The organism is Kitasatospora sp. NPDC001309 (assembly GCF_042896295.1).
In the GTDB taxonomy this organism is placed as follows: Bacteria; Actinomycetota; Actinomycetes; order Streptomycetales; family Streptomycetaceae; genus Kitasatospora.
In genome coordinates this window covers 17,325-41,686 of sequence record NZ_JBIAXC010000063.1, presented here as the reverse complement: position 1 = coordinate 41,686, position 24,362 = coordinate 17,325, and the positions used below count along the sequence as shown (strand labels likewise).

The 24,362-nt window shown below is 74.1% G+C and carries 21 protein-coding genes; 11 read left to right on the top strand and 10 right to left on the bottom strand.

The genetic code is table 11. From position 1 onward, the window contains the following. Positions 1–68 precede the first annotated feature (68 nt). Positions 69–1,472: a selenium-binding protein SBP56-related protein gene (locus ACFY2K_RS39225; protein ID WP_375895982.1), complete on the top strand. Its 1,404-nt coding sequence runs from the start codon at positions 69–71 to the stop codon at positions 1,470–1,472. A 12-nt stretch (positions 1,473–1,484) separates the two neighbouring features. Here ACFY2K_RS39225 and ACFY2K_RS39220 read toward each other — a convergent pair whose 3' ends face one another. From ACFY2K_RS39220 to ACFY2K_RS39205, 4 genes are all read right to left on the bottom strand, one after another. Then, positions 1,485–2,771 carry a globin domain-containing protein gene (locus ACFY2K_RS39220; RefSeq protein ID WP_387717430.1) on the bottom strand — a complete coding sequence of 429 codons (1,287 nt, stop codon included), beginning with the start codon at positions 2,769–2,771 and terminating at the stop codon, positions 1,485–1,487. Between the two features lie 198 nt (positions 2,772–2,969). Continuing rightward, a complete protein-coding gene (locus ACFY2K_RS39215) occupies positions 2,970–3,614 on the bottom strand; it encodes a DUF6114 domain-containing protein (RefSeq protein WP_387717428.1) in 645 nt (214 codons plus the stop codon). A gap of 2 nt (positions 3,615–3,616) precedes the next feature. Continuing rightward, complete coding sequence (locus ACFY2K_RS39210) at positions 3,617–4,273, bottom strand: DUF6230 family protein (protein WP_380531347.1); 657 nt, start codon at positions 4,271–4,273, stop codon at positions 3,617–3,619. A 140-nt stretch (positions 4,274–4,413) separates the two neighbouring features. Next, positions 4,414–5,175 carry a TetR/AcrR family transcriptional regulator gene (locus ACFY2K_RS39205; RefSeq protein WP_380594127.1) on the bottom strand — a complete coding sequence of 254 codons (762 nt, stop codon included), beginning with the start codon at positions 5,173–5,175 and terminating at the stop codon, positions 4,414–4,416. A gap of 422 nt (positions 5,176–5,597) precedes the next feature. On the opposite strand from ACFY2K_RS39205, the gene ACFY2K_RS39200 reads away from it, so the two are divergent. The 3 genes from ACFY2K_RS39200 (at position 5,598) to ACFY2K_RS39190 (ending at position 8,827) form a co-directional block, all read left to right on the top strand. Next, complete coding sequence (locus ACFY2K_RS39200) at positions 5,598–6,269, top strand: Tat pathway signal sequence domain protein (protein WP_375895996.1); 672 nt, start codon at positions 5,598–5,600, stop codon at positions 6,267–6,269. A 195-nt stretch (positions 6,270–6,464) separates the two neighbouring features. Then, positions 6,465–7,364 carry an AAA family ATPase gene (locus tag ACFY2K_RS39195; protein WP_380531354.1) on the top strand — a complete coding sequence of 300 codons (900 nt, stop codon included), beginning with the start codon at positions 6,465–6,467 and terminating at the stop codon, positions 7,362–7,364. After that, positions 7,361–8,827, top strand: a complete 1,467-nt coding sequence (locus ACFY2K_RS39190) for a VWA domain-containing protein (protein WP_387717425.1) — start codon at positions 7,361–7,363, stop codon at positions 8,825–8,827. Before ACFY2K_RS39195 ends, ACFY2K_RS39190 begins: the two co-directional genes overlap by 4 nt. Positions 8,828–8,931: 104 nt before the next feature. Here the strand turns inward: ACFY2K_RS39190 and ACFY2K_RS39185 are convergent, their stop codons facing one another. Further along, positions 8,932–11,145, bottom strand: coding sequence for an MMPL family transporter (locus ACFY2K_RS39185; RefSeq protein WP_387717423.1), 2,214 nt, complete (start codon positions 11,143–11,145; stop codon positions 8,932–8,934). Between the two features lie 260 nt (positions 11,146–11,405). On the opposite strand from ACFY2K_RS39185, the gene ACFY2K_RS39180 reads away from it, so the two are divergent. Both ACFY2K_RS39180 and ACFY2K_RS39175 read left to right on the top strand, forming a co-directional pair. Further along, complete coding sequence (locus ACFY2K_RS39180) at positions 11,406–12,626, top strand: sensor histidine kinase (RefSeq protein WP_380644784.1); 1,221 nt, start codon at positions 11,406–11,408, stop codon at positions 12,624–12,626. After that, the gene (locus tag ACFY2K_RS39175) at positions 12,623–13,330 is read left to right on the top strand and encodes a response regulator (RefSeq protein WP_387717421.1); all 708 of its coding nucleotides are present in this window, start codon (positions 12,623–12,625) and stop codon (positions 13,328–13,330) included. The genes ACFY2K_RS39180 and ACFY2K_RS39175 overlap by 4 nt, the downstream gene beginning before the upstream one ends. 160 nt (positions 13,331–13,490) lie before the next feature. Here ACFY2K_RS39175 and ACFY2K_RS39170 read toward each other — a convergent pair whose 3' ends face one another. From ACFY2K_RS39170 to ACFY2K_RS39160, 3 genes are all read right to left on the bottom strand, one after another. Then, entirely contained in the window at positions 13,491–14,456 is a 966-nt protein-coding gene (locus tag ACFY2K_RS39170) for an alpha/beta fold hydrolase (RefSeq protein WP_380644785.1), read from the bottom strand. 161 nt (positions 14,457–14,617) lie between these two features. Then, entirely contained in the window at positions 14,618–18,106 is a 3,489-nt protein-coding gene (locus ACFY2K_RS39165; protein WP_375896014.1) for a S8 family serine peptidase, read from the bottom strand. 463 nt (positions 18,107–18,569) lie between these two features. Continuing rightward, positions 18,570–19,415 (bottom strand): siderophore-interacting protein, encoded by an 846-nt coding sequence (locus ACFY2K_RS39160; protein ID WP_380594143.1) that lies wholly within the window; start codon positions 19,413–19,415, stop codon positions 18,570–18,572. A gap of 102 nt (positions 19,416–19,517) precedes the next feature. On the opposite strand from ACFY2K_RS39160, the gene ACFY2K_RS39155 reads away from it, so the two are divergent. Further along, positions 19,518–20,276, top strand: coding sequence for a TetR/AcrR family transcriptional regulator (locus tag ACFY2K_RS39155; protein WP_380594145.1), 759 nt, complete (start codon positions 19,518–19,520; stop codon positions 20,274–20,276). A gap of 26 nt (positions 20,277–20,302) precedes the next feature. On the opposite strand, the gene ACFY2K_RS39150 is transcribed toward ACFY2K_RS39155, so the two are convergent. Continuing rightward, complete coding sequence (locus ACFY2K_RS39150; RefSeq protein ID WP_360230485.1) at positions 20,303–20,500, bottom strand: hypothetical protein; 198 nt, start codon at positions 20,498–20,500, stop codon at positions 20,303–20,305. A gap of 170 nt (positions 20,501–20,670) precedes the next feature. Between ACFY2K_RS39150 and ACFY2K_RS39145 the strand changes: the two genes are divergently transcribed. From ACFY2K_RS39145 to ACFY2K_RS39130, 4 genes are read left to right on the top strand one after another with little or no spacing between them, the layout of a single operon-like run. Then, complete coding sequence (locus tag ACFY2K_RS39145; protein ID WP_387717417.1) at positions 20,671–22,134, top strand: D-alanyl-D-alanine carboxypeptidase family protein; 1,464 nt, start codon at positions 20,671–20,673, stop codon at positions 22,132–22,134. Positions 22,135–22,148: 14 nt separating this feature from the next. Next, on the top strand, positions 22,149–22,934 hold the full coding sequence (locus tag ACFY2K_RS39140; RefSeq protein ID WP_380529080.1) for a DUF4239 domain-containing protein: 786 nt from the start codon (positions 22,149–22,151) through the stop codon (positions 22,932–22,934). A gap of 36 nt (positions 22,935–22,970) precedes the next feature. Continuing rightward, positions 22,971–23,402 (top strand): PPOX class F420-dependent oxidoreductase, encoded by a 432-nt coding sequence (locus ACFY2K_RS39135; protein WP_380529078.1) that lies wholly within the window; start codon positions 22,971–22,973, stop codon positions 23,400–23,402. Further along, complete coding sequence (locus tag ACFY2K_RS39130) at positions 23,402–23,803, top strand: NTP pyrophosphohydrolase (RefSeq protein ID WP_380529076.1); 402 nt, start codon at positions 23,402–23,404, stop codon at positions 23,801–23,803. The genes ACFY2K_RS39135 and ACFY2K_RS39130 overlap by 1 nt, the downstream gene beginning before the upstream one ends. A 69-nt stretch (positions 23,804–23,872) precedes the next feature. On the opposite strand, the gene ACFY2K_RS39125 is transcribed toward ACFY2K_RS39130, so the two are convergent. After that, positions 23,873–24,340, bottom strand: a complete 468-nt coding sequence (locus ACFY2K_RS39125) for a hypothetical protein (protein ID WP_380529074.1) — start codon at positions 24,338–24,340, stop codon at positions 23,873–23,875. Positions 24,341–24,362: the final 22 nt, after the last annotated feature.

Sequence of the window (24,362 nt, the reverse complement as noted above, 5' to 3'; positions counted from 1 at the left end):
GCGCCTGCTGTGCGCCGGTGGTCGTGTGGAACGCTTCCCGGACGGACACGGCGAGTTGGGGAGTCTGCATGCAGCACGGGCACATCGATCCGTCGCTCTACCGGTCGGCGGCGGAGGCGATCGCGGCGCCGCCGGAGAAACTGGCGTACGTGGCCGGGTTCGACCGGGCGGGGCGGCAGCCGGATGCCCTGCTCACCGTGGACACCGACCCGGCGTCGCCGAGTTACGGGAAGGTGCTCAACTTCGCCGAACTGCCGACCCTCGGGGACGAGTTGCACCACTTCGGCTGGAACGCCTGCTCCAGCGCGCTGGCGCACGCCTGCCACGAGAACCCGGAGCGGCGGTTCCTGCTCCTCCCGGGGCTGCGGTCGTCGCGGCTGCACGTGATGGACACCCGGCCGGACCCGGTGCGGCCGCGCCTGGTGAAGACGGTCGAGGCGAAGGAGCTGGCCGCGAAGGCGGGTTACTCGCGGCCGCACACCCTGCACTGCGGCCCGGAGGGGGTGTTCCTGTCCTGCCTCGGCGCGGGTGACGGCGGCGACGGGCCCGGCGGGGTGGCGCTGCTGGACCACACCACCTTCGAGGTGCTGCGCCCCTGGGAGACGGAGCGCGGGCCGCAGCACTTCGCGTACGACGTCTGGTGGCACCTGGGGACCGACGTGGGGGTGACCAGCGAGTGGGGCACCCCGTGGATGGTCGAGGACGGGGTGCTGCCCGAGCAGCTGCTCGCCCGCAAGTACGGGCACGCTCTGCACTTCTGGGAGCTGGGCACCGGCCGGCACCTCCAGCGGGTCGACCTGGGGGACCAGTACCAGATGGTGCTGGAGCTGCGCCCCGCGCACGACCCGCAGGCGGAGTGGGGCTTCGCCGGGGTGGTGGTGAACGTGGAGGACCTCTCCTCCTCGGTCTGGCTCTGGTACCGGGACGGCCCGGCGTTCACCGCCCGCAAGGTGATCGAGATCCCGGCCGAGCCCGCCCGGGCCGAGGAACTCCCGCCCGCGCTGCGGCCGTTCGGGGCGGTGCCGCCGCTGGTGACCGACATCAACCTGTCGGTGGACGACCGCTGGCTGTACGTGTCGGCCTGGGGCACCGGCGAGCTGTTCCAGTACGACGTGTCGGACCCGTTCCACCCCCGGCTGGCCTCCTCCGTCCGCCTCGGCGGCGTCGCCGCCCGCACCCCGCACCCGGCCGAGCCGGGGCGGCCGCTGAGCGGGGCGCCGCAGATGGTGGAGATCAGCCGGGACGGACGGCGGCTCTACCTCACCAACTCCCTGTACGGCGCCTGGGACGACCAGTTCTACCCGGACGGCATCGAACCGTGGATGGTCAAGCTGGACGCCGACCCGGAGGCCGGCGGCCTGAGCGTCGACGAGCGGTTCTTCCCGCACGGCGCCGACTTCCGCGGGCTGCGCGTCCACCAGACCCACCTGGCGGGCGGGGACGCCTCCTCGGACTCGTACTGCTACCGGTGATCCCCGGCGGGGCTACCGGTAGGCCGCCCGGTCGAACCGGACGCGCTCCAACGGGAGCCCCGACGCGAGGAGTTCGGAGCGGACGGCGGCGATCATCCCGGCCGGGCCGCTGACGCAGGCGAGGTGCTCGCGCCAGTCCCCGGCGGCGGCGACGGCGTCGGCGAGGCGGCCGGCCGTCACCGGGGTGAGCGACAACCACGGCTTGTGCAGGCCGAGTTCGGAGAGGGACTGCCAGTCGTAGAGGTCGGACCGGTCGCGGGCGCCGACGAAGAGGTGCACCCGGCGGCCCGGCGGGCGGTGCAGTGCCTGCTGTTCGACGATCGCCTTCATCGGGGCGAGTCCGGTGCCGCCCGCGACCAGCAGCAGGTCGCGGGCGTCGCCGTCGGGCAGCAGGCTGCCGCGCGGCGGGCCGAGGCGCAGCCGGTCGCCGAGGGCGGTGTGCTCGACCAGGGCCGCGCTGACGCCGCCGGGGCCGGTCCGGCGGACGTGGAACTCCAACTCGTTGTCGCCGCGCGGGGCGCAGCCCATCGAGTACTGCCGCCAGGTGTGCGGCAGCGTCGGGTGTTCGACCGTGCCGTACTGGCCGGCCCGGTAGGGGTAGGGCTCCCCGGTACGCACCCGGACCACGGCGAGGTCGGGGCGGCGGCGCTCGTGGCCGGTCACCACGGCGTGCCAGTACGGGGGTTCGGTGAGCGCCGAGTCGGCGCCGGCGACCATCGCGCCGACGGCGAACCGCAGCATCCGCACCCAGGCGGCTTCGAGCTCCTGCGTCCACCGTTCGGCGGCCCGGTGCCGGAGGGCCGCGCACAGGGCCTCCTCGAAGGCCGCGTAGTGGACCGGCCGGACGCCCAGCTTCCGGTGGTCGCGGCCGAGTTGGCGGAGCATGCGGGCGAGGTCGGCGGGCTGGTGCAGGTGGTCGATCAGGTGGTGGAAGATGCGTTCCAGGTGGGCCTGCTGGAACTCCATCGAGGCGGGGAAGAGCGGGCGCAGGAAGGGGCGGCGGCGGAACATGACCGCGTAGAGCCGGTCGATCAGGTCCGCGAGCGGGGCGACGGCTCCGAGTTCGCGCCGGATCAGGTGCTGGTCCGCGGCGCCGTCGTGGTCCCCGTAGTCCTGGTCCCCGTAGTCCTGGTGGTCCTCGCGGCCGTCGCGGCCCGGGCCTGCACCGGACCGGGGCCCCGACGGCGCTGCGGGGCTGAGGAGTTGGCGCCGTAGTCGCATCGCGTGGTGGCGGGCGATCAGACGGTCGTACTCGGCGGTGGCGGTGGCGGCCGCGTCGGCCTGGCTGCTGTAGTCCATGACCTGCCCAGTCAACTGCCGGGCCACCGGGGCGGGAAGGGCCGATGGCCCCGGACGGTCCCGGGACCATCGGCCCTCCGTGGCCGGCGCGCGGCCCGCGGCGCACGGCCCGGGCACGGCGGAGCGCCCCGCGCACCCGGTGCTCTCCCACCACCGGTGCGCGGGGCGCCGCCGGTGACTCCCGGCAGGTCCCGGCCCTCAGGCCCCGGCCGCCCCTGCCCCGGCTCCGGCCCCGGCCGCGCCCGCCCCCGTCCCTGCCCCCGCCCGGCGCGCGGCGCGGCGGTCCTCCCGCCGCTGCCTCCCACGGCGCAGCGGCTGGTCGGGCACCCACCCGAAGGTCAGGCAGGCACCCACGATCCCGAGCAGCATGCCGATCACGAAGCCGCCCAGGTTGGAGGTCACCCAACTGCCCAGCGAGGCGAGCGCGGCGAGGATGGAGTAGAACAGCCGCTGGGTCGGGTTGAACAGGATCAGCAGGCCGCACAGCAGCATCACCGACGGCACCAGGTACCCGGCCAGGCCCACCAGTGAGATGTGCAGCAGGACGGGTAGCGGGGCCCACAGGGTGAACAGGATCTCGGCGCCGCCGAGGGTCACCAGCAGCCCGCCCCAGAACGGCCGGTTACCCCGCCAGTCGCGTTTGACCGGGCTCGCGGGGCTCGCGGGCGCAGCGGTCGCGGCGGCTCCGGCGGGAGCGACGGCCCCTGCGGGAGCGGTGGCGGGGCCGGCGACGGGGGCGGCGGTCGCGGGGGCGGTGGCGGCCGTCCCCGCGGCCGCCACCTCCTCGGTCCGCTCAGCGGCGCCCTCGCCGGTCGCGGCCGGCTCCGGTACGGACTCCGTCATGTTCAGCAGCCCTTGGAGCTGAAGCTCAGCCGGAGGTTGGGCAGCTTGAACCCGACGGCGGTGCTGGCGTAGTTGTGCTGGTTGAGGTGGGTCAGCGTGACGTGGTCGGCCTGCTGGCCGAAGACGCCCGGCTGGCCCTTCCCGACCGGGCCGGCCTTGGTGTAGGTGCTGGCGTCGCCGCCGATCTCGATGTTCTTGAACTCCGCGTCGCCGGACAGCAGATCGGAGTCGGTGGTGAGGTCGGAGGCGGACACCGGGGTGCCCTTGTCGCCCGCGTGGATCACCAGGCTGACGCCGCCGAGGTCGACGGCCTGGCACAGGTTGGTGATCTGGGCGGCCTTGATCGCCGAGACCGCCACCAGGACCTGCCCACCGGTGTTGCCCGCGTTGGGGCTGTCCGGGATCATCGAGTCCAGCGAGCCGAACTGGGCGAAGCCGTCACCGTCGAGCTTGTCGGCGGTGATGGTGAACGGCATGCCGGAGATGGAGAACTGCGCGGCGAGCACGCCCTGCGCGGTGAGGGTCATCAGGATGCCCCCGACCGCGACGACCGGTACGGCCATCAGGGCGGAGCGCTTCATGCGGACCCGTCCTCTTCTGGTCCCGGTCGGCGTCTGCGGGGTTTCCGCCGCGGCGGCGGCTTCCTCGGACATGGCCATGTGTGCTCCCTGTGGATGGATGGGGTGTGCAGGCAGCTGGCACGTTGTCCTGGCGCGGACAGCGTTCCGCGCCCCGACCGGGCCGTCCGCCCCTCGGCAGCGGGGCGGATCCGTTCGGAGCGCGCTGGGTAACTGGGAAGCTACTGCCCGGTATTCGCCGGGTCAATACGGGTGCACGAAGGATCTTCACCAATCCTCCGGGTCGGGCCGTCCAGCCGGTCGGCCGCTTCGGCCGGACCGAGGAAGGGGGCGAGGCAGAACATGCTCAACACCGGGAGCAGATCGGTCAGTTGATCGGTGCGCCCGGAGGAGATCAGCCGGTAGACCGCGCTGTAGACACCGCCCACCACGGCGTCGACCATCTGCCGCACCCCGACCCCGCCCGGGAGTTGCGGCACGTCGGCGAAGAACGCCCGGAAGCGGATGAGCAGTTGTTCCCGCTCACGACGGCCGGCCGGGCCGACCGCCTCGATCTCGATCACCGCCATGGTCGCGAAGGACGGTGTGCCCGCGAGGAGTTGGAGCATCGCGTCGAGCGCCTGGCGGATCCCGGAGCACCAGTCGGATTCGGCCGCGAAGGCCGCCGCCATCCGCCGGATCACCACCCCGGTGCCGTACCGGTGCGCGGCCAGGAAGGCGTCCTCCTTGCCGCTGAACAGCTCGTAGAAGACCGGCCTGGTCACGCCCGCCGCGCGGCAGATGTCGCTCACCGTCGCGTGCTGGTAGCCGCGTTCGGCCACCGTCCGGACCAGGCCGTCCAGCAGCCGTTCGCGCTGGGTCGCGGCGACCACTCCGGCGGGCTGCCGGCGCGGCCCCGGCTTGATCGACCTGGCCGGATCCCGGCCGGTCCGGGCACCCGGCAGCAGGATCAGGTCGGCACTCCGGAGGTGTTTGGGATCCATCACCAACTCCTGTGTCCTGTATTGACATTGACGTAACGACGGGTTTACAACACTGCCAGGTTTCCAATCGGTCGGCGCGCAGGCCGCCACCGGTCGGATCCAGGGGCTCCGACGGCCCCGGGCGAACCGCCCGGACCGCCGGACCAGGGCGGGAGCCGGGCCCGCGGCGGTGGCAGCCGCCGACCGCCGCCCCACCACGGAGCCACCGCACCACCGTCGCACCGTCGCACCGCTGCACCCGTACCGCTGCACCGCTGCACGAACACCGTCGTACCCCAGGAGCGGGCCCGTGGCGCCGGGCCCGCCCGCACCCGTGGTCCGACAGAGCTCCCGGTACGCCATGCACCTCCCCCGTCGTGCACACCACCACACCCGCACGCGGGGATTCCCCCACCCGTCCCCGGACGGAGAGAGGCACCCTCATGCGCATCCGTCGCACGCTCGCAGCCGCATCCCTCGCCGCCTTCGCGCTCACCGGCGCCGCCGTCGCACCGGCCCAGGCCGACTCCCCCGCCGTCCTCACCCAGGGCAGCGCCGGCGGCGCGGCCATCGCCGTCGGCGACACCCTGGTCGCCAACCTGGCGCCCGGCACCGCCGCGACCTTCACCAACGGCGCGGGCAGCACCACCGGGGTGAGCTGTGCCAACTCCTCGTTCTCCGCGACCGTGACGTCCAACCCGACCGCGCCCGGCAGCGCGACCGAGCAGCTCAACAGCCAGTCCTTCGGCTCCTGCACCTCCAACGTCTTCGGCGTCCGGAGCGTCAAGAGCGTCACGGCCACCAGCCTGCCGTACACCAACACCGTCACCTCCGGCTCCGGCACCAACGTGTCGCTCAACGGCACCGGCGCCGGCCCGGTGGGCATCACCGTGGTCCTCAACACCCTGCTCGGCACCGTCACCTGCGTCTACCAGAGCCCCAGCGGCATCACCGGCTCCACCTCGAACACCGACAACAGCATCAGCTTCGCCAACCAGCCCGCCAACCTGGTGTCCGGCCCGGGCCTGTGCTTCTCGACCGGCTACTTCAGCGCCACCTACGGCCCGGTCACCGACAGCTCCGTCGCCGGCAGCCCGGTCCTCTGGGTCAACTGACGCCCCTGGCAACCGGATCCGTCCGAGCGGCGTACGGCGGGCAGCCGCCCTCCGTACGCCGCTCCACCGATCCCCGAGAGCGCCCCCGAGAAGGCCCCCGACAACGCCCCGGGACAAGCAAGTGACCGGCCGGTAGGGTGGCGCTGCACGGGCCCCGACGGGACGGGCGCGGCGGACCGGAACGGGGCGGCTCGGATGACCAGCGGCAGCGGCGGCAGCGACGGCAGCACCACCGGCACGGGCTTCTTCGCCTCGGTGGCGGACACCGCCGAGCGACTCGCCGCGACCGGCTACCTCGCCTCCACGGCCGTGGCCACCACCGTCTTCCTGGCCGACCGGCTCGGCAAGCCGCTGCTGGTGGAGGGCCCCGCCGGAGTCGGCAAGACCGAACTCGCCAAGGCCGTCGCCGAACTGGGCGCGGCCCGGCTGGTACGGCTGCAGTGCTACGAGGGCATCGACGAGGCCCGCGCGCTCTACGAGTGGAACCACGCCAAGCAGCTGCTGCGGATCACCGCCGGCCGCGACGAGGGCTGGGAGGAAGCCCGCGGCGACATCTTCGGCGAGGAGTTCCTGCTCACCCGCCCGCTGCTCACCGCGATCCGCGGCGAGGAGCCCACCGTCCTGCTGATCGACGAGATGGACAAGGCCGACGTCGAGGTGGAGGCACTGCTGCTGGAGGTGCTCAGCGACTTCCAGGTGACCGTCCCCGAGCTCGGCACCATCACCGCGACCCGCCGCCCCTTCGTCCTGCTCACCTCCAACGCCACCCGCGAGCTCTCCGAGGCGCTGCGCCGCCGCTGCCTGTTCCTCCACCTCGACTACCCGGACGCCGAGTTGGAGCGCCGGATCGTCCGGCTCAAGGTGCCGGGGCTGGACGCGACGCTGGCCGAGTCGCTGGTCCGGGTGGTCGGCGCGCTGCGCGCGATGGACCTGCGCAAGGCCCCCTCGGTCGCCGAGACCATCGACTGGGCCCGCACCCTGCTGGCCCTCGGCGCGGACACCCTGGACGACGCGGTCGTCCGGGACACCCTCGGGGTGATCCTCAAGCACCAGGACGACGTCCGCAAGGCCGCCCAGAAGCTCACCCTCGCGTGACCACCCCGGGGGCCACCGACACCGCCGCCCGGCTGACCGGACTGGTCCGCGCCCTGCGCGGGCACGGCCTGCGGATCGGCCCGGCCGAGACGGTGGACGCCGCCGCCGTGCTCGACGTGCTCGGCTTCGCCGACCGGGAGCAGATGCGGGCCGGACTGGCCGCCGCCCTGCTGCGCTCGGACGGCCAACGGGCGGTCTTCGACGCCACCTTCGACCTGTTCTTCCCGCTCGGCGTCGGCACCCCCGAGGCCCTGCGCACCCCCGAGGCCCGGCACGGCACCGACCCCTCGGCCGAGCCCGCGCCGCAGACCGCGGAGCCGCCGCGCTTCGGCCGCCCCGACCCGCTCCGCGACCGGCTGCGCGAGCGCCTCGCCGCCGCCCTGGCCGCCGACGACCGGGCCGCCCAGGCCCGGCTGGCCGGCGAGGTGATCGAGGCCTTCGGCCGGTACGGCACCGGCAGCACCCCCGGCTCGGACGGCTGGTCCGCCCACCAGGCGCTCGGCCGGCTGGCCCCCGAGACCCTGCTCGCCCGGATCCTCGCCGGCCTGCGGGACCAGGGCCCGGACGGCCACGCCGACCGTGACCTCGCCGACCGCGTCCTCGCCGACGAGATCCGCCGCCGCATCCGGGACTTCCGCGCCCTGGTCTCCGCCGAGGCCCGCCGCCGGGTCGCCGAACTGCGCGGCGCCGAACGGATCGCGGAGCGGGCCGTCGCCCCCACCGTCGACCGGATCGACTTCCTGGCCGCCGGCCGCGACCAGCTCGCCGAACTGCGCCGCACCGTGCACCCGTTGGCCCGCAAGCTGGCCACCCGGCTGGCCGCCCGGCGCCGCCGCGCCGCCCGCGGGCGGATCGACCTGCGGCGCACCCTGCGCCGCTCCCTCGGCACCGGCGGGGTGCCGCTGCGCCCGGCGTACCGGCTGCGCCGCCCGGCCCGGCCGGAGCTGGTGCTGCTGTGCGACGTCTCCGGCTCGGTGGCCGGCTTCGCCGATTTCACCATGCTGCTGGTGCAGGCGATGGGCGAACAGTTCAGCAAGGTCCGGGTGTTCGCCTTCGTCAACCGCACCGCCGAGGTCACCGACCTGCTGCGGCGGGGCGAGGGCGACCCGGCCCGGCTCGCCGCCCGCATCGTCGCCGAGGCCCGGGTGACGGGCTACCACGGCAACAGCGACTACGGCTCCGCCCTGGGCGAGTTCGCCGACCACCACCTGGCCGCCGTCGGCCCCCGCACCTGCGTGCTCGTCCTCGGCGACGCCCGCAACAACCACCGCGACCCCCACCCGGAGGCGCTGCGCCGGATCGCCTCCCGCGCCCGCCGGGTCATCTGGCTCAACCCCGAACGCCCCCCGCTCTGGACGACCGGCGACTCCGCCGCCCCGACGTACGCGGACGTGGTGGAGATGCACTCCTGCCGCAACGCCCGCCGCCTCGGCGAACTGATCGCCCGCCTGCTGCCGGTCTGACGCGTACGGCCCGAGGCCGCCGGCCCGGCCGCTGGGGAGCAGCGGCGGGCCGGCGGCCTCGGGTGGTCTGCGGGCACTCAGGCAGTCAGTGGGCGCCCCGGCTGTCAGCGCGCGCCGAGCTGGTCCGGGGCCGGGCGCGGCGCCGCGACGGGCGGCCGGGCGTCGGTGCCGGGCGCGGCGGCCGGGGCCGGTCGCAGCGGCCACCAGAGGGCGCGGCCGAGCAGGGCGGCCAGGGCCGGCACGGTGACCAGGGAGAGCACCAGCGCGGAGAGCAGGATCCCCAGGGTCAGCGAGAACGCGACCTGCTCGCTGCCCGGGGTGGTGGCCAGCGTCGCGAAGGAGCCGGCCAGCACCAGGCCCGCGGTGGCGACGGCCGGGGCGGTGTGCCGGACGGCGCGGGCCACGGCGGAGCGGGCCGACCCGGGCCGGTGCATCTCCTCGCGGATCCGGTCGGTGATCAGGATGTTGTAGTCGGTGCCGAGCGCGACCACGAACAGGAACAGCACCAGCGGGAGCGTGAAGGAGACACCGGGCCGGTCCAGCCCGTGCTGGAACAGCAGGGTGGCCGCGCCGAGGGTGGCGGCGAACCCGAGGCCGACGGAGAGCATCAGCGCGACCGGGGCGAGCAGGCTGCGCAGGAGCAGCAGCAGGATCAGGGCGATCAGGGCGGCCGCGACCGGGAAGACCACGGTGAGGTCGCGGTCGACGGCGGTGGCGATGTCGGCGAAGATCGCCGCGGTGCCGCCGACGTGGCCGACCGTCCCGGCCGGGGTGTGCGCGGCGACCGCGGCGCGGACCGGTCCGGAGGCGAGGTCCCGGGCGCGCTGGCTCTGCGGGTCGGCGTTCAGGTAGAGGTCGATCCGGGCGGCCCGGTGGTTGTCGGCGAGGACGGGCCGGCCGACCTGGCCCACCCCTTCGACGCCCTTGAGCTCGCGGGCCAGGCCGTCGAAGCGGGCCGCGTCGACGGTGCCGCCGTCCCGGGCGACCAGGTAGACGGTCGTCGGGTCGGAGACGCCGGCGGGCATGGCCCGGGCGATCTCGGCGGCGGTGGCGGCGGCGGCCGTGGTGGTGGAGTCGCCCTGGCTGTAGTCCATCTTGAGTCCGGCGGTGCCGGCGGCCAGCGTGCCCAGCAGGGCGACGGAGGCGAGCAGCAGCGCCAGCGGCCGGCGGGCGACGAGCTCACCGAAGCGGGCGGCGACGCCCGGGCGCGGCTCCCGGCGCAGGGCGCGGGAGGGCCAGAAGATCCCGCGGCCGCAGGCGGCGAGCAGGGCGGGCATCAGGGTGAGGCTGCCCAGCAGCATGACCAGCACGGCGACGGCGACGGCCGGGCCGAGCGAGCGGAACTGGCCGAAGCTCGCCACGGCCAGGGTGGCGAAGGCGGCGACGATGGTCAGCGCGGCGGAGGTGATCGCGGTGCCGACCTTGCCGGACACCTCGGCGGCGGCCTCCCGGGCGTTCTGCTCGGGCCGGGCGCGCAACTGCTCGCGGAACCGGAAGAGCAGGAACAGCAGGTAGTCCACGCCGATGCCGAGCAGCACCACCCCGATCAGGCCGGGGGTAGAGCTGTCCAGCTTGAGACCGGTGAGGGCGGCCGCGCCGGCCACGGCGCCGCCGGCCGCGCCGCTGACCATGGCGACCGCGAGCAGCGGCAGCAGGGCGGCGAGCACGCTGCGGAAGACCAGCACGTTGAGCAGCACGATCAGTGCGGTGAGCAGGGCGCTGCCGAGCACCATGGCGCCCCGGTTGGCCTCGGTGGTGTCGGACAGCTGGGCGAGTCCGCCGGTGAACCCGGTGCGCATGCCGATCCCGTCGAACTGGGCCCGGGCCTGGTCCCGGAAGGTGCGGTAGACGCCCTGGACGCCCTCGTCCGCGGCGTTGCCGGTCAGTTCGACGCTGAGCAGTTCGAAGGTGCGGTCCGGTGCGACCGTGGCGGGAGCGACCCGGGGCGTCTGGGAGCGGTCGGGGACCAGCGCGGCCGGCTCGTCCGGCTTCCGGGGCATGGTGACCTTGCGTTCCCCCAGCTTGGCGGCGCCGGCCTCGATCTTGTGCTGGTCGTCGGCGGTGAGCGCCTTCCCGTCGGTGCGGGCGACCAGCACGGTGACGGTGGTGGCGTCCGGCTTGATGCCGAAGTCCTGCTCGGCGATCCGCAGTGCGGCCGCCGAGTCGTAGCTGCGCGGCAGGAACTCCCCGCTCTGCGACTGGGTCACCCGGGACATCAGCATCGGGCTGAGCACGGCCAGCCCCATGCCCAGCACCGCCCACACGGCGATGACCTTCCAGGCGTGTCGGGTGGAGAATCCGGTCAGTGCGCGGATCACTGTTCCTCCGGTCGGTGGACGCGAACGTCGGCCTCTGGACCGGGGGTTCCCGGCCTGTTCCAAGACCATCAGCCGCGGGGGTGCCGGGGCGTCCTGGCAGCGGAGGATTCCGCCGGGGGCCCGCGCTCCCCCGCCGGGGGCCGGGACCGGGACCGTGGTCCTGGTCCGGGCCCCTGCTCCTCCGCCCGGGGGAGCACGCCCGGCCCGGCCCGCCAATGCCAGAATGGGGGCGTCAGCGCTGGTCAGCCGGGAGGAATCAGATGGACGGGCGTCAGCGCCCCGGGGTGGACGCGGGTACCGACGGGCCGCTGGAGGACTGGACGGACCGCCTGCCGTGGACCCGTACCGACGCCATGGTGGCCATCGGCGCCGGCGCCCTGGACCTGATCGGCTACGTCCTGCTCGGCCCGGCGACCGGCGCCCTCAGCATGTCCGTGCCGGGCTTCGCCGTGGTCGTCCTCGCCGGCCTGCCGCTGCTGGCCCGGCGCAGCCGCCCGGTGCCGGCGCTGGCCGCCGTCCTGGTGCTCCAGGCGGCGGCCGACCTGCTCTCCCCGAGGGGCCCGCACTTCGGCGCGGTGCTGGTCGTCGCGCTGTACTCGGTCGCGGTGAGCCGGGGCGTCCCGGTGACCGCGGCCGCCGTGGGCGTGACGGCGGTGACCACCACGCTGAGCCAGCTGCGCTTCGAATCCCCGCTCTGGCCGCAGCTCATCGCCGACCCCGTAGCCGCCGTCATGGTGGCCGGGGCCGGTCTGGCGGTGGCCCGCTGGCAGCGCGAGGTGGCCGCCAACCGCCGGCTGCTGGCGGACCGCGCGGTGGCCGACGAACGCCGCAGGATCGCGAGGGAGTTGCACGACATCGTGGCCCACCACATCACCACCATGCAGCTGATGGCCGGCGGTGCCCGCGCCAACCTCGGGGACCAGGAGGTGGTCCGGGACGCCCTGGTCGTCCTGGAGTCCTCGGGTCGGCTGGCGCTGCGCGAGATGCGCCAGTTGCTGAACGTGCTGCGGACCGGGGACGAACCGGATGCCGCCCCGCCGCTGCCCCAGCCCGGGGTGGAGGACCTGGAGCGGCTGGTGGACGAGTCCCGGGTGGCCGGGCTGCCGACCGAGTTCACCGTCGACGGGCCCCCGCGCCCGCTGCCGCCGACGGTCGGGCTGACCGTCTTCCGGATCGTGCAGGAGGGCCTCACCAACGCCCGCAAGTACGCCGGGCCCGCCCGGGCCACCGTCCGCCTCGCCTACCACCCGGACCGGGTCACCGTCGAGGTGCGGGACGACGGCGGCGGCGCGCCCCCGGCGGAGCCCACCGGCCGGGCCGGGTACGGCCTGCTCGGCATGCGCGAGCGGGTCGCCCTGCACGGCGGCACCCTGGCGACCGGCCCGCAGCCGGGCGGCGGCTTCGCCGTGGCCGCCGAACTCCCGCTGAGCGACGCCGAATCGGCCGAGGCCGCGGTCCAGACCGGGCAGGTGCTCCGATGACCGGGCGGATCCGGGTGCTGCTGGTGGACGACCAGCCGCTGGTGCGCCGCGGCCTGTCGCTGATCCTCTCCCCCGACCCGTCCCTGACCGTGGTCGGCGAGGCCGGGGACGGCGAGCAGGCCGTCGCCGCCGCCCTCCGGCTGCTCCCCGACGTCGTGGTGATGGACATCCGGATGCCCGTCCTGGACGGCGTCGGCGCGACCGAGCGGCTGGCCCGGGAGCTGCCCGGCTGCCGGGTCCTGGCGCTGAGCACCTTCGACATGGACGAGTACGTGGTGGCCGCGCTGCGCGCCGGCGCCCACGGCTTCCTGCCCAAGGACGTCTCCCCGGAGGAGCTGGGCTCGGCGATCCGGACGGTGCACGCCGGGGAGGCGGTGGTCGCCCCGCGGCTGCTCACCCGGCTGATCTCCACCTACGTCCGGGCGCCCGCCGCGCCCGCCTCGGCATCGCCGGCCGCCGTGCGGTGCGGCGAGCTCACGCCCCGGGAGGTCGACGTGTGGCGGCTGATCGCCACCGGGCTCGACAACGCCGCGATCGCGCTGGCCCTGGAGATCAGCCAGTCCACCGTGAAGAACTACATCACCAGCATCTTCGGCAAGCTCGACGTCCGGGACCGCGCCCAGGCGGTGATCGCCGCGTACGAGTCCGGCCTGGTCACCGCCCGCACGGGGCAGGGCGACCAGGCCGGCCGGAACTCCGGCTAGGGCCTGTCCGGCGGATCTTGCCAGGCGCGCGACGCCGGGCATCCCGCCTGGACGCACGCCCGAATCGCCCAAGTACGTCCAGTACGAGGCCGACTCGGGCGCACGCCCAGCCGGGCGCCCAACGCCGCGCGCTGATCTGCCAAGATCCGCCGGACAGGCCCTAGTCCAGGCTCTTGAGGAAGTCCAGCAGCGCCTCGGTGACCTCGGCCGGGCGCTCCTGCTGGGTCCAGTGGCCGGTGTCCGGCAGCCGGACGTGCCGGTGCAGCCGCGGGGTCAGCTCCGTCAGCAGGTAGTCCAGCACACCGGGCGGGATCATCGCGTTCACCAGGTCCTGCTCGCCGGCCACGTACAGCGCGGGCACCTCGATCCGCAGGCCGGTGAAGGCAGCCATCAGCTCGTTGTTGCGGTCGATGTTGCGGTACCAGTTGAGCCCGCCGGTGAAGGCCCGCTCACCGTGCCGGGCGTAGTCGGCGGCGAACACATCGAGGTCCGCGTCGGTGAGCCAGCCGGGCAGCCGGTCCGGCTCCGGGATGGTGTCCAGCAGGGTCCTGCCCTCGGGGACGACCCACGGCCGCGGCTCGCCACCGGGCTGGAGGCCGCACAGCACGCGGCGCAGGCTGGACCTGATGTCGGCGGCCAGCTCGGCGTCGGCCCGGCCGGGCTGCTGGAAGTAGATCTGGTAGAAGCCCTCGCCGAACCTCTCCCGGGCCGCCTGCAGCGTGCCGGGGCCGGCCGGCAGCGGCGGGACGCTCAGGCCGGCGACCCCGCGCACCAGGTCCGGCCGGAGGGCGGCGGTGCCCCAGGCGACCGGCGCGCCCCAGTCGTGGCCGACCACCACGGCCTTTCCCCCGCCGAGTTCGCGGATCAGCGCGGTGACGTCGCCGATCAGGTGCAGTACGGAGTACGCGTCCACGGACGCCGGCTGCGCGCTGCGGGCGTAGCCGCGCTGGTCGGGGGCGACCACCCGGTACCCGGCCGCGGCGAGCGGCGCGAACTGGTGGCGCCAGGAGTACCAGCTCTCCGGGAAGCCGTGCAGCAGCAGGACCAGCGGCCCCTCCCCCTGTTCGGCGAGGTGCAGCCGGACACCGTTCACCTCGATCTCGCTGTGCTTGATCGCCTCGTTCAACTCCCGCTCCCGTTCCGCTCCGTAGGACCCCGAGGGCTCTCCTCCCGGGCTCAACAAGCGGACGGCCCCGGCTTGTTCCGGCACCGGGACAAGCAGCCGAGGCCGCCCCGGAACTCCGGGACGGCCTCGGCCTCAGGCTGGTGCGCTGAACTGGTTGAGCGTCAGTTCACCGTGTAGCTGTAGGGGATCGCCGCGAGCACCGCACCGGTGGTGCCGAGGCTGTTGTTGGCGGTCGGCACGAAGGTCGGGCCGGACACCAGGTAGAGCAGACCCTTGACCGTGCTGCCCTTGGGGCCGGTCGGGGTGACGGTCACCTGCAGCGAGCCGGTGGCGCCGGGGGCGACGGTCACCGGGGCGGCGGCCGTGGCCGTGGCGTTCACCGCGGCGGCGTACGGGTCACCGGTGCTGGAGGTCAGCGCCGGGTCGAACGCCAGGGTGTGCGCGGTGGCGGTGATGGTGGAGGTGCCCTTCGGCGCGCCGGCGGTGCCGAACGGGCCGATCTGCTGGACGAAGGTGCTCCAGGCACCGGGGACGATCGGCTGCTCGGCGCTGCCCTTGGAGGTGGCGACCGAGATGGCGGAGCCGTCCTGGGCCTTCTTGAGGTCACCGAAGAGGTCCGGCGAGGCGGTGGTGGCGCTCAGCTCGATCTGCGCCGGCGTCGAGGACGCCGCCACGGCCTTGAGCTGGTCGGTGCTCGGCGGCACCAGGAAGCTCGGCACCGAGGAGGTCAGGCTCAGCGGCAGGTTGACGCTGGCCGAGGCACCCTGCGGGACGAGCGGCAGGTCGACGCGCTTGTCGAGGCGGCCGTCGGCCGCGATCGACTGGGTGGCGACCGTGTTGTTGGTGTAGTTGACGTTGACGGTGACCGGCTTGCCGGCCGCCAGCTTCGTCTTCGGGTCGTTCGGCAGACCGGCCGCGGTGGCCTGGTTCTGGTTGAACGCGATGCTGCCGGCGAAGTCCTGGGCGAGCTCCTGGCCGCTGACCGGGCCGAGCACGTTCAGGACGAAGCGCCAGTGGCCCTCGGCCGGGTTGATCGTGGTGGCCGAGACGCCGTTGGCGGCGCCGGTCAGGTTGCCCTGGGCGTCGAACAGCGTGTTGCCCTCGATGTCGACCGGGGTGCCGTTCGGGCTGATCAGGGCGCCCTGCATGAACAGGTTCGCGTCCTTGCCGACGGTGACGCCGACCCGCAGGTCCTTCTGGCCCTTCGGGACGTCGAAGCCGTAGGCGAACATCTGCGTCGGCGAGGAGCCGCGGCCGTTGCCACCGGTGATGGTGCCGGTGAAGCTGCCCTTGCCGTCCTTGACCGGGACGAGGCTGCGCAGCACGACCGGGACGCTGGTGGTGTTGCCGTTCGAGCTGGAGACGAGGACCGCCTCGCTGCTGTCACCGCTGGTCGCCGGGGTGGTCAGCTGGACCTTGAGGGTCTTGGTCTGACCGGGCTGCAGCTCGGTGGTGTTCGGGCTCACCGCGCCGGCCGGGACCGCGCGCTGGGTGGAGGTGCCGAACTGGACGTCGCCGGTGTAGCCGGCCTTGCCCGCCGGGGTGTACATGATGGCGGTCCACTCGCCGGCCACCGGGTGCGGGACGTCGACCAGGCCGAAGTTGGCCGGGGTGGCGCCGCCCTGCGGACGGGTGTTGGTCTCGAAGCGGCCCGACGGGTCGAGCAGCGTCATGCGGACCACGGGGCCGTTGGTGACCGGGTTCGGGCCGCCGTGCCAGGCGATCGACGCCGCGAGGCGGTCGGCACCGGCCGGAACGGTGAACTTGACCTGCTTCTGCACCCAGTCGGCACCGTTGGTGGCGTACTTGAAGGTGTCGGTCGAGGCCGAGTCCAGCTTGACGACCTGCTGGTTGGTGGCCTGCGGCGCGAAGCTGCGGGTGGTGGCGCTCACCGACTGCGGCTCGTCACTGGTGTTGGTGACGGAGACGTCGGCGGTGTGGGTCGAACCGGGGGCGCCCTGGATGCTCACCTGGCCGGTGTTGACCACGACGGTGCGGGCACCGTCGGTGCCGTCGCCGTCGTCGTAGCCGCGGGCGGCCTCGACGGCGGCCCGGACGTTGAGCAGACCGGCGCCCTGCTCCTCGGCGGGGACGCCGAGGTCGGTGGCGGTGCCGGTGATGAACTTCTTCACCAGCGCCGGGGACGGCGAGTCGCCGCCGTGGGTGTCGCGGTAGGCCTGGATGACCAGGGCCGCGGCACCGGTGACGAACGGGGCGGCCTGGCTGGTGCCGCCGAAGGGCTGGATGTTCGAGCCCTTGCCGTTGAAGTTGGTGCAGTCCGCGTACTTGGTGGTGTCGGCGGTGCACAGCGCCCAGTCCGACTCGCCCGGGGCGACCAGATCGAGGGTGCGGCCGGCCATGGTGAAGCCGCCCGAGGAGAGCGCGGAGATCCGGCTGTTGTTCCAGGTCTTGTTGGAGAACTTGGAAGCCGCGTAGCCGGTCTGCTGGTAGTTCTGGTTGTCCGTCGACGCGCCGACCGAGATCACGTACGGGTCGGTGGCCGGGGTGCCGATGGTGCCGCTGATACCGGCGTCACCGGTGGAGACCGCGACGGTGACACCGGCCTTGACGGCCTGCTCGTTGAAGAGCGCGATGGTGTCGTGGGCGCCGCTGTCCGGGGTGACGTTGCCGCCGAAGGACTCGTTCAGCACGTCCACGTGGGCGACCCGCACCGCGTAGTCGATGGACTGCAGGATCGACGAGTTGGACATCATCTCGCCGCCGGCCTTGAGGGCGACCAGGTCGGCGTCCGGGGCGAGGCCGCGGATGTTGATGTTGCAGCCGGCCGGCAGCGGGTGCGAGGCGTTGACGAACTGCGAGACGTCGTAGGTCTGACGGCCCTGGGCGATGACCGCCGAGGCGTCGCCGAAGGCCTCGGCGCCACCGCTCGGCGCGTCCCAGCCCTCACCCGAGAAGTCCTGGTGGTCCACCACGGCGTGCGAGCCGTCGGCCCGGATGAAGTCCGGGTTGTTCGGGTCGAGCGCGTCGGCGATGTAGGCGACCTTGACGCCCTTGCCGGTGGCCAGGTTCTCCACGCCGGGGTTGCCGTTGCCGCTGTAGGCACGGACCGAGTAGAGGCCCTCGGGCTCCAGCAGCGGCTTGGTCGGGTCGGAGGGGCAGACCGTGTTGGTCGCGTTCTCCTGGGAACCCTGGCCGTTGCTGCCCGAAACGGCCTTCGACGCGTCGCCGGACTTGCCGGAGGCCGTGGCCGCGGTGTCCGCCTTCTTGGCGGTGGTCGAGGCGACGGGGGCCACCTGGACCTGGGTGTCGGCGACCACGGCGGCGACCGCCGGGTCGGACTGGAGCGCCGCGCGCTCGGCCGGGCTGACCGTGGCGGAGAAGGCGTTGCCGACCACGAAGCTCTTGACGTTGGTGCCGCCGTTGGCCTTGACCTTGTCCAGCAGCGGCTTCTGCGCGCTGGCGGTCTTCTGCTCACGTGCGCCGAGGTGACCGTGGTCGGCCGGGGCGTCCGCTATCTGGTCCTTCAGGATCACGATCACCGGTGCCGGCGACCCGTCCGAGGACGCCGCCTGGGCGTTCTGCGGATCCTGGGTCGGGGCCGCGCTCGCGATGGTCCCGAGGCTCAGGACCATGGACGCGGCGGTGACGGTGACGGCGGCTGCTAGCTGGGTCTTGCGCCAGCCGATCAATGGACATCCTTTCGTCTGATGAGACGTCAGGTTGCACGATCCAGCCTACGAATCCTGGTCGGACGCGCGGTGCTCCGGACCGCGCGTCCCGACAGCGGTCGCATTCCAGCGCATCCGGCACGACCACGACAAGGGGTTAAAACCCCATCAGAAAGTAAAAATGACCATCAGAAAGTAAAATACACAGTATAAATCCGGCCGCTGCTGCCCCTTTTTCACCGATCAGAGCCGGTCAGGGACGGTCAAAACAGGCTTCCGCGGCGGCAAAAACGTCAGTGGCGAACTCTGGACACTGGCGGAACATCGCCACTCCGGCCCACCCGCTGCCTCTTTGTCGACACCGCGACTCTTCTTCCCCGTCGACGGCCCTCGAAACAACGCTCGGCACCCAGAACGCTCGGCACGCAGAACGCTCGGCACGCAGAACGCTCGGCAAGCAGAACGAACGGGGCGGCCGAGGAGTTCACCCCAGGCGCTCCCGGGCGTCCGCGAGGTCCTCGGCCGTCGGCGCGTCGTCCTGGGTCAGCCGGTGGCGCCAGTAGCCGGTGAAGTCGATGTCCGACTTCGGCACCCCGTGCTCCTCCACCAGGCAGCGGCGCAGCGCCCGCACCGCGCCCGCCTCCCCGGCCAGCCAGGCGAAGGGCCGCCCGCCCGGCAGCGCGCCGCCCCGGAACGCCGCGGTCAGCAGGGCGCCCGGGGCCGCGCCGTCGCGGTGCAGCCAGCGCACCTCCAGTTCGGCCCGGGTCGCCAGCCGCTGACGCTCCGCCCGGTCCGCGACCTCGATCCAGGCGTACGCCCGCACCCCCTCCGGCAGGGCCTCCAGCAGCGTCGCCACGGCCGGCAGGGCGGTCTCGTCGCCGGCCAGCAGCACCCAGTCGGCCGCCGCCGCGACCTGGGCGAACGGGACCGGCGGGGCGTACAGCGCGGAGGGCCCGACCATGCCGAGCCGGTCCCCCGGCGCGGCCCGCAGCGCCCAGGCCGCGGCCACGCCGGAGTCGCCGTGCAGGACGAAGTCGACCTCGATCCGCCGGGTGCCGGGGTGCCTGCGGCGCAGGGTGAAGCTGCGCATGACCGGGCGGTCGGCCTCGGGGATCGCCAGATAGGCCTGGTACCAGCCCATCGGGTCGTCCTGCCCCGCCGGCAGCTCCGGCTCGCGCTGCCCCGGGCGCGGGAAGCAGAGCTTGAGCTGCTGGTCGGGCGTGCCGCCCACGGTGTCGTCCAGGGCCTCCGCCTCGAAGACGACCCGGGCGGTGCGCGGCGTGATCCGGTCGACCGCTACGACCTCGATGAAGGTGACGGGCAGAGTCATCGGTAACCCCTCGCTGTGCGGACCGCTGTGCGGAATCCTGATAACTTACGGCATAAAGAGTTGCTGGCGCCAGGATACTTTACGCCATAAGGAGATGTCGGGATGACCGTCTACGCCGGGCAGGGAGACGCCCACCGCTCACTCGCCCTGCTGTGGGGGCACCCCGGGGAACCGCGCACCGGGCGCAGCGGCCCGAAACCGGGGCTGAGTGTGGACGCGATCGTGTCCGCCGGAATCGCGGTGGCCGACGCCGAGGGAATGGCCGCCCTGTCGATGCGCGCCGTGGGCGAACGGCTCGGCCGCACCGCGATGGCGCTCTACACCTACGTGCCCGGCAAGGCCGAACTGCTCGACCTGATGCACGACCGGGTGCTCGCCGAGCTCCCCACCGGAACACCGGAGTTCGACGACTGGCGGGCCGACGTCACCGCCTGGGCCGAGGAGTTGTACGCCTGCTACCTGCGCCACCCCTGGGTGCTCCAGGTCTCGCAGGCCCGCCCCGTCCTCGGCCCGGCCGAACTCGCCGCCATGGAAAACCTGTTGGCCGCGCTGCGACCCGCCGGCCTGCCCGCCGGGCGACTGCGCGGGGCGGTCGCCGCGCTCTGGCAGTTCGTCCGCGGCACGGCCGCCGCCACCGCCGACGCCCGCGGCGCGGCGGCCGCCACCGGCGTCACGGACGAGGAGTGGTGGAGCACCCGCTCCGCCCGGCTCGCCGAACTGGCGCCGGACTTCCCGCAGCGCTTCCCGCTGCTGACCGCCCTCCAGAGCGCCGGCGGCAGCCCGGAGGACACCGGCGCGGACGCCTTCCGCACCGGCCTGGCCGTCCTGCTCGACGGGGTGGCCGCGGGCGTCGGCGCCTGAGCCGAGGGGCCGGGAGGGGAGGCCCGCTACCCCCGCCGGGCGGCGGGGATCGCCAGCAGGGCGCCGAGCACCAGCAGCACGGCGTACCCGGCGGTCTCGTGTCCGTCCGGCACCAGGAAGCGGACGAAGCCGAACAGCCGGAAGCCCCCGAGGTGGTCGGCCAGCAGGCCGGTGCCACCGCCCAGGATCAGGACGAAACCGAGGTAACCGAGCAGGGTCTTCATGCTCCCGAGCCTAGGAATCCGCCGGCCCGCGCCCAACCGACTTTCGGCGCGACCGGCGTTGACCAAAGTCGCGTCCCGCCCTCCCTCCGGACGGAGCAGCCGACACGGCGGTCCGACGGCGGCGCCGGTACGTTCGCCGTGTGCAGCCAAAGCGTGTGCAGTCAGAGCGTGTGCAGCCAGAGCGTGAGCAGCGGGAACCGCAGCGGGGACCGCAGCCGAAACCACCGTCCGTCGCCAGGGTCGCGGCCGTCTCCGCCGCCTCCGCCCTGGTGCTCGCCGCCGGCGCCCCGGCGGCCCTCGCCCAGGACGCCGCCTCCGTCGTCGGCGGCGAGCGGCTCGGCCGCCCGGCCGTCCAGGTCGCGCCGCTGGCCGGGGCCCCCGCCCTGCCGGCCGAACTGACCGGCCGCTCCTGGCTGATCGCCGACGCCGGCACCGGCGAGGTGCTCGCCGCGCGCGACGCCCACCTGCCGATGCCCCCGGCCAGCACCCTCAAGATGCTGTTCGCGGACACCGTGCTGCCCAAGCTCGACCGCTCCACGGAGCACCAGGTCACCCCCGCCGAACTCGCCGACCTCGGCGTCGGCAGCAGCCTGGTCGGCGTCAAGGAGAACCTGCCGTACCGGGTCGAGGACCTCTGGCGGGGCGTCTTCCTCAGCTCCGGCAACGACGCCGTGCACGTCCTGGCCCACATGAACGGCGGCGTCCAGCAGACCGTCCGGGAGATGCAGGCCCGCGCCCAGTCCCTCCAGGCCCGGGACACCAAGGTGGTCTCCCCCGACGGCTACGACATGGACGGCCAGGTCTCCTCCGCGTACGACCTCACCCTGTTCGCCCGCGCCGGGCTGCGCAACGCCGACTTCCGGTCCTACTGCGCCACCCGCACCGCCCGCTTCCCCGGCGGACTCGACAAGACCACCGGCCAGCGCACCGCCTTCGACATCGCCAACACCGACCGGCTGCTCGGCAAGTACCCCGGCCTGATCGGCGTCAAGAACGGCTACACCACCAACGCGGGCGCCACCTTCACCGGAGCCGCCGAACGCGGCGGCCGCACCCTGCTGGTGACCGTGATGCACCCCGAGGCGCAGAGCAAGGTCTACGACGAGGCCGCCGTCCTGCTGGACTGGGGCTTCGCCGCGGCGGGCAAGGTCCAGCCGGTCGGGCAACTCGTCGAGGACCTCGCCGCGCCGAAGGGCTCCACCAAGGACGGCGCCCCGGGCGCGCCCGCCACCCCGGCCGACGGCGCCCCGCAGGCCGCCGCCGACAGCGAGGCCGACCTGCCGCCCTGGTCCCGCACCCCCGTCCTCGGCGGCGACGACTCCGTCCTCGCGCCCGCCCTCTGGACCGGCGCCGCCGTCGCCACCGGTCTCGCCGTCTGGGGCACCGCCCGCGGCTCCGCCCGCCGCCGCGCCGGCCTCGCCGCCGCCCGCACGGCCCCCGCCGCGGGCGGCGCACCCACCGGCCCCCGGCCGACCGGCCCCGCGTCGGCCGGCGGCAGCACGGGCCTCGGCACCGGCGTCGGCACCGGCGCCTCCCGGATCGGTGCCACCGGCGTCGGCGGCCGCGTGGCCCGCCGTCTCACCCGACGCGCCCGCGCCCTCCTCCGCGGCACCCGCCCCCGCCGGGACGGCTGACCCGGAGGTCGGTCGTGGAGCTGTGGCTGCTGAACCACCTCTCCACCGCCTGGCTCGGCGTGCTGGTGGTCGGCGGGTCCGTCCTGCTGGCCCTGGCCGGGAGCGTCCTGGTCAGCCGCTGGTCCCCGGCCCTCGCCCGGGGCGGGAACAACGACATGGTCGGCGTGGTGCTCGGCATCTTCGGCGCGATCTACGGCCTCATCCTGGCCTTCGTCATCGTCAACCTGTGGACCGAGCTGCAGGACACCCAGAAGGTGGTCTCCGCCGAAGCCACCGCGGTCTCCCAGATCGCCCGGGACGCCGCCGCCTTCCCGCCCGGGCCCCGGGCGGCCGTCACCGCCTCGGTCGGCGACTACGTGCACGTCGTGGTGGAGCGGCAGTGGCCGCTGATGAGGGCCGGCCGCGGCGAGTTCACGGCCACCGGCACGGAGGTCGACGCGATGTACCGGGCGCTGCTCGCGTTCGAGCCGCAGTCGCCGTCCGAGCAGGCCTTCTACGCGAAGGCGCTCGACAGTCTCAACGACGTGGCCGGCCGGCGCCGGGACCGGATCAACGCCAGCGGCTCCGAACTGCCCGTCCTGCTCCAGGTCCTGATCGTCGGCGGAGCGGTGGCGATCGTCCTGCTGTCCCTGCTGTACGGCGTCCGCGCCCGGCGGGCACGGCTGCTGTTCGTCGGCTCGGTGGCCGCGCTGATCGGATTCAGCCTGCTGCTCGTCCTGGTGCTGGACCGGCCGTTCGCCGGGGAGCTCTGCATCTCGCCGGAGCCGTTCAGACAGAGCGCCCTCGCCCGCTTCTGGTGACCGGCCACAGCGCTCCCACCTCGTAGACTCTCGGCCATGACCACGCCCGACCCCACCGCCGCGGCCCGGCTCGCCCGGATCGTCAGCCTCTCCTCCGGCAGCTACCTGCTCGTCACCACCTACAAGAAGGACGGCACCCCGGTGCCGACCCCGGTGTGGGTGGTCCGGGACGGGGAGGCGCTCGGCGTCTGGACCGTCGCGGACTCCTGGAAGGTCAAGCGGATCCGCAACCGGTCCGACGTCCTGGTCGGGCCCTGCGACGTCAAGGGCCGCCCGACCGGCGACCAGTACCCGGCCACCGCCGAACTCCTCGCCCCCGAGCGCACCGCCGCCTACCGCACCCTGCTGCGCCAGAAGTACGGGCTGCTCGGCGTGCTCACCCTGCTCGGCAGCCGGCTGCGGCGCGGTGAGCGCGGCACCGTCGGCATCCGGATCACCCTGACGGATCAGGCGGACCGGACGGACTGATGGAACATGACGAAGCCGGGCCGCCGCCCCTGCTGGTGGTGGACGGCGCGAACGTGGTCGGCTCGGTCCCCGACGGCTGGTGGCGCGACCGGCACGGCGCCGCCGAACGCCTCCGGGACGCCCTGGTCGCCGTGGCCGCCCGGGGCGTGCCGGAGCACCCCGGCCCGCTGGAGGTGGTGCTGGTGGTCGAGGGCGCGGCCCGGGGCGTCACCGGGCTGCCGGAGGTCCGGGTGGTGTCGGCGGCGGGCAGCGGCGACGACCGGATCGTGGAACTGGTCCGCGAGGCCCGCACCGGGGATCCGGCGCGGGCCTGCCTGGTGGTCACCGCCGACCGCGAACTACGGGCCCGGGTCGGCGCGTTGGGCGCCGCCGTGACGGGCCCGCGGAGCGTCCGGCGCTGAGCCCCCGGCCGGGTCCGACCACGGTCGGTCCGTCGGCGGTCGGTCCGTAGGCGGCCGGTCCGTCGGCGGTCAGTCGGTCGGCGGAGCGGGGCGGACCTGGAGGGCGTTGATGCCCCAGTGGATCGACGGGTCCGAGGTGCGGACGGTGAACTGGAAGTCCCGGCCCGGCCGGGCGGGGATCTCCACCGAGCCGACGCCGACCGCGTCCGCCGGGCACTGCACCGTGAAGTCGGCCGGGGCCTGCCCGCCGACGTGGACCTGTGCCGAACCGCCGCCCCGGCAGCCGACGACGACCGTGATCGGCAGCGACTCCGTCACCGAGGCCGTCACGGCGCCGCCGTTGCCGATCCAGTCCGGGATCGAGAACATGGTGTCCTCGTCCGGGGTCGGCGGCAGGATCCGCCCCGTCCCCGGCCCGCCGATCGGGGTGTCAGGCCCGTCGGTCGGCCGCGCCGACGCCGTTCCGGCGAACGCCAGCGCCACCCCCAGGACCCCGGCCGCCACGCCCAGTGCGCGGGCCCGCTTCGTCGTCTCCATCGCCATCCCCCCGGATGCTCGT

Coding starts and splice junctions, on each gene's coding strand:
- ACFY2K_RS39180 (WP_380644784.1), top strand. CDS start 11,406: ATGGACGGGCGTCAGCGCCCCGGGGTGGACGCGGGTACCGACGGGCCG.
- ACFY2K_RS39160 (WP_380594143.1), bottom strand. CDS start 19,415: ATGACTCTGCCCGTCACCTTCATCGAGGTCGTAGCGGTCGACCGGATC.
- ACFY2K_RS39130 (WP_380529076.1), top strand. CDS start 23,402: ATGGAACATGACGAAGCCGGGCCGCCGCCCCTGCTGGTGGTGGACGGC.
- ACFY2K_RS39155 (WP_380594145.1), top strand. CDS start 19,518: ATGACCGTCTACGCCGGGCAGGGAGACGCCCACCGCTCACTCGCCCTG.
- ACFY2K_RS39200 (WP_375895996.1), top strand. CDS start 5,598: ATGCGCATCCGTCGCACGCTCGCAGCCGCATCCCTCGCCGCCTTCGCG.
- ACFY2K_RS39215 (WP_387717428.1), bottom strand. CDS start 3,614: ATGACGGAGTCCGTACCGGAGCCGGCCGCGACCGGCGAGGGCGCCGCT.
- ACFY2K_RS39210 (WP_380531347.1), bottom strand. CDS start 4,273: ATGGCCATGTCCGAGGAAGCCGCCGCCGCGGCGGAAACCCCGCAGACG.
- ACFY2K_RS39150 (WP_360230485.1), bottom strand. CDS start 20,500: ATGAAGACCCTGCTCGGTTACCTCGGTTTCGTCCTGATCCTGGGCGGT.
- ACFY2K_RS39195 (WP_380531354.1), top strand. CDS start 6,465: ATGACCAGCGGCAGCGGCGGCAGCGACGGCAGCACCACCGGCACGGGC.
- ACFY2K_RS39205 (WP_380594127.1), bottom strand. CDS start 5,175: ATGGATCCCAAACACCTCCGGAGTGCCGACCTGATCCTGCTGCCGGGT.
- ACFY2K_RS39135 (WP_380529078.1), top strand. CDS start 22,971: ATGACCACGCCCGACCCCACCGCCGCGGCCCGGCTCGCCCGGATCGTC.
- ACFY2K_RS39175 (WP_387717421.1), top strand. CDS start 12,623: ATGACCGGGCGGATCCGGGTGCTGCTGGTGGACGACCAGCCGCTGGTG.
- ACFY2K_RS39220 (WP_387717430.1), bottom strand. CDS start 2,771: ATGGACTACAGCAGCCAGGCCGACGCGGCCGCCACCGCCACCGCCGAG.
- ACFY2K_RS39225 (WP_375895982.1), top strand. CDS start 69: ATGCAGCACGGGCACATCGATCCGTCGCTCTACCGGTCGGCGGCGGAG.
- ACFY2K_RS39125 (WP_380529074.1), bottom strand. CDS start 24,340: ATGGAGACGACGAAGCGGGCCCGCGCACTGGGCGTGGCGGCCGGGGTC.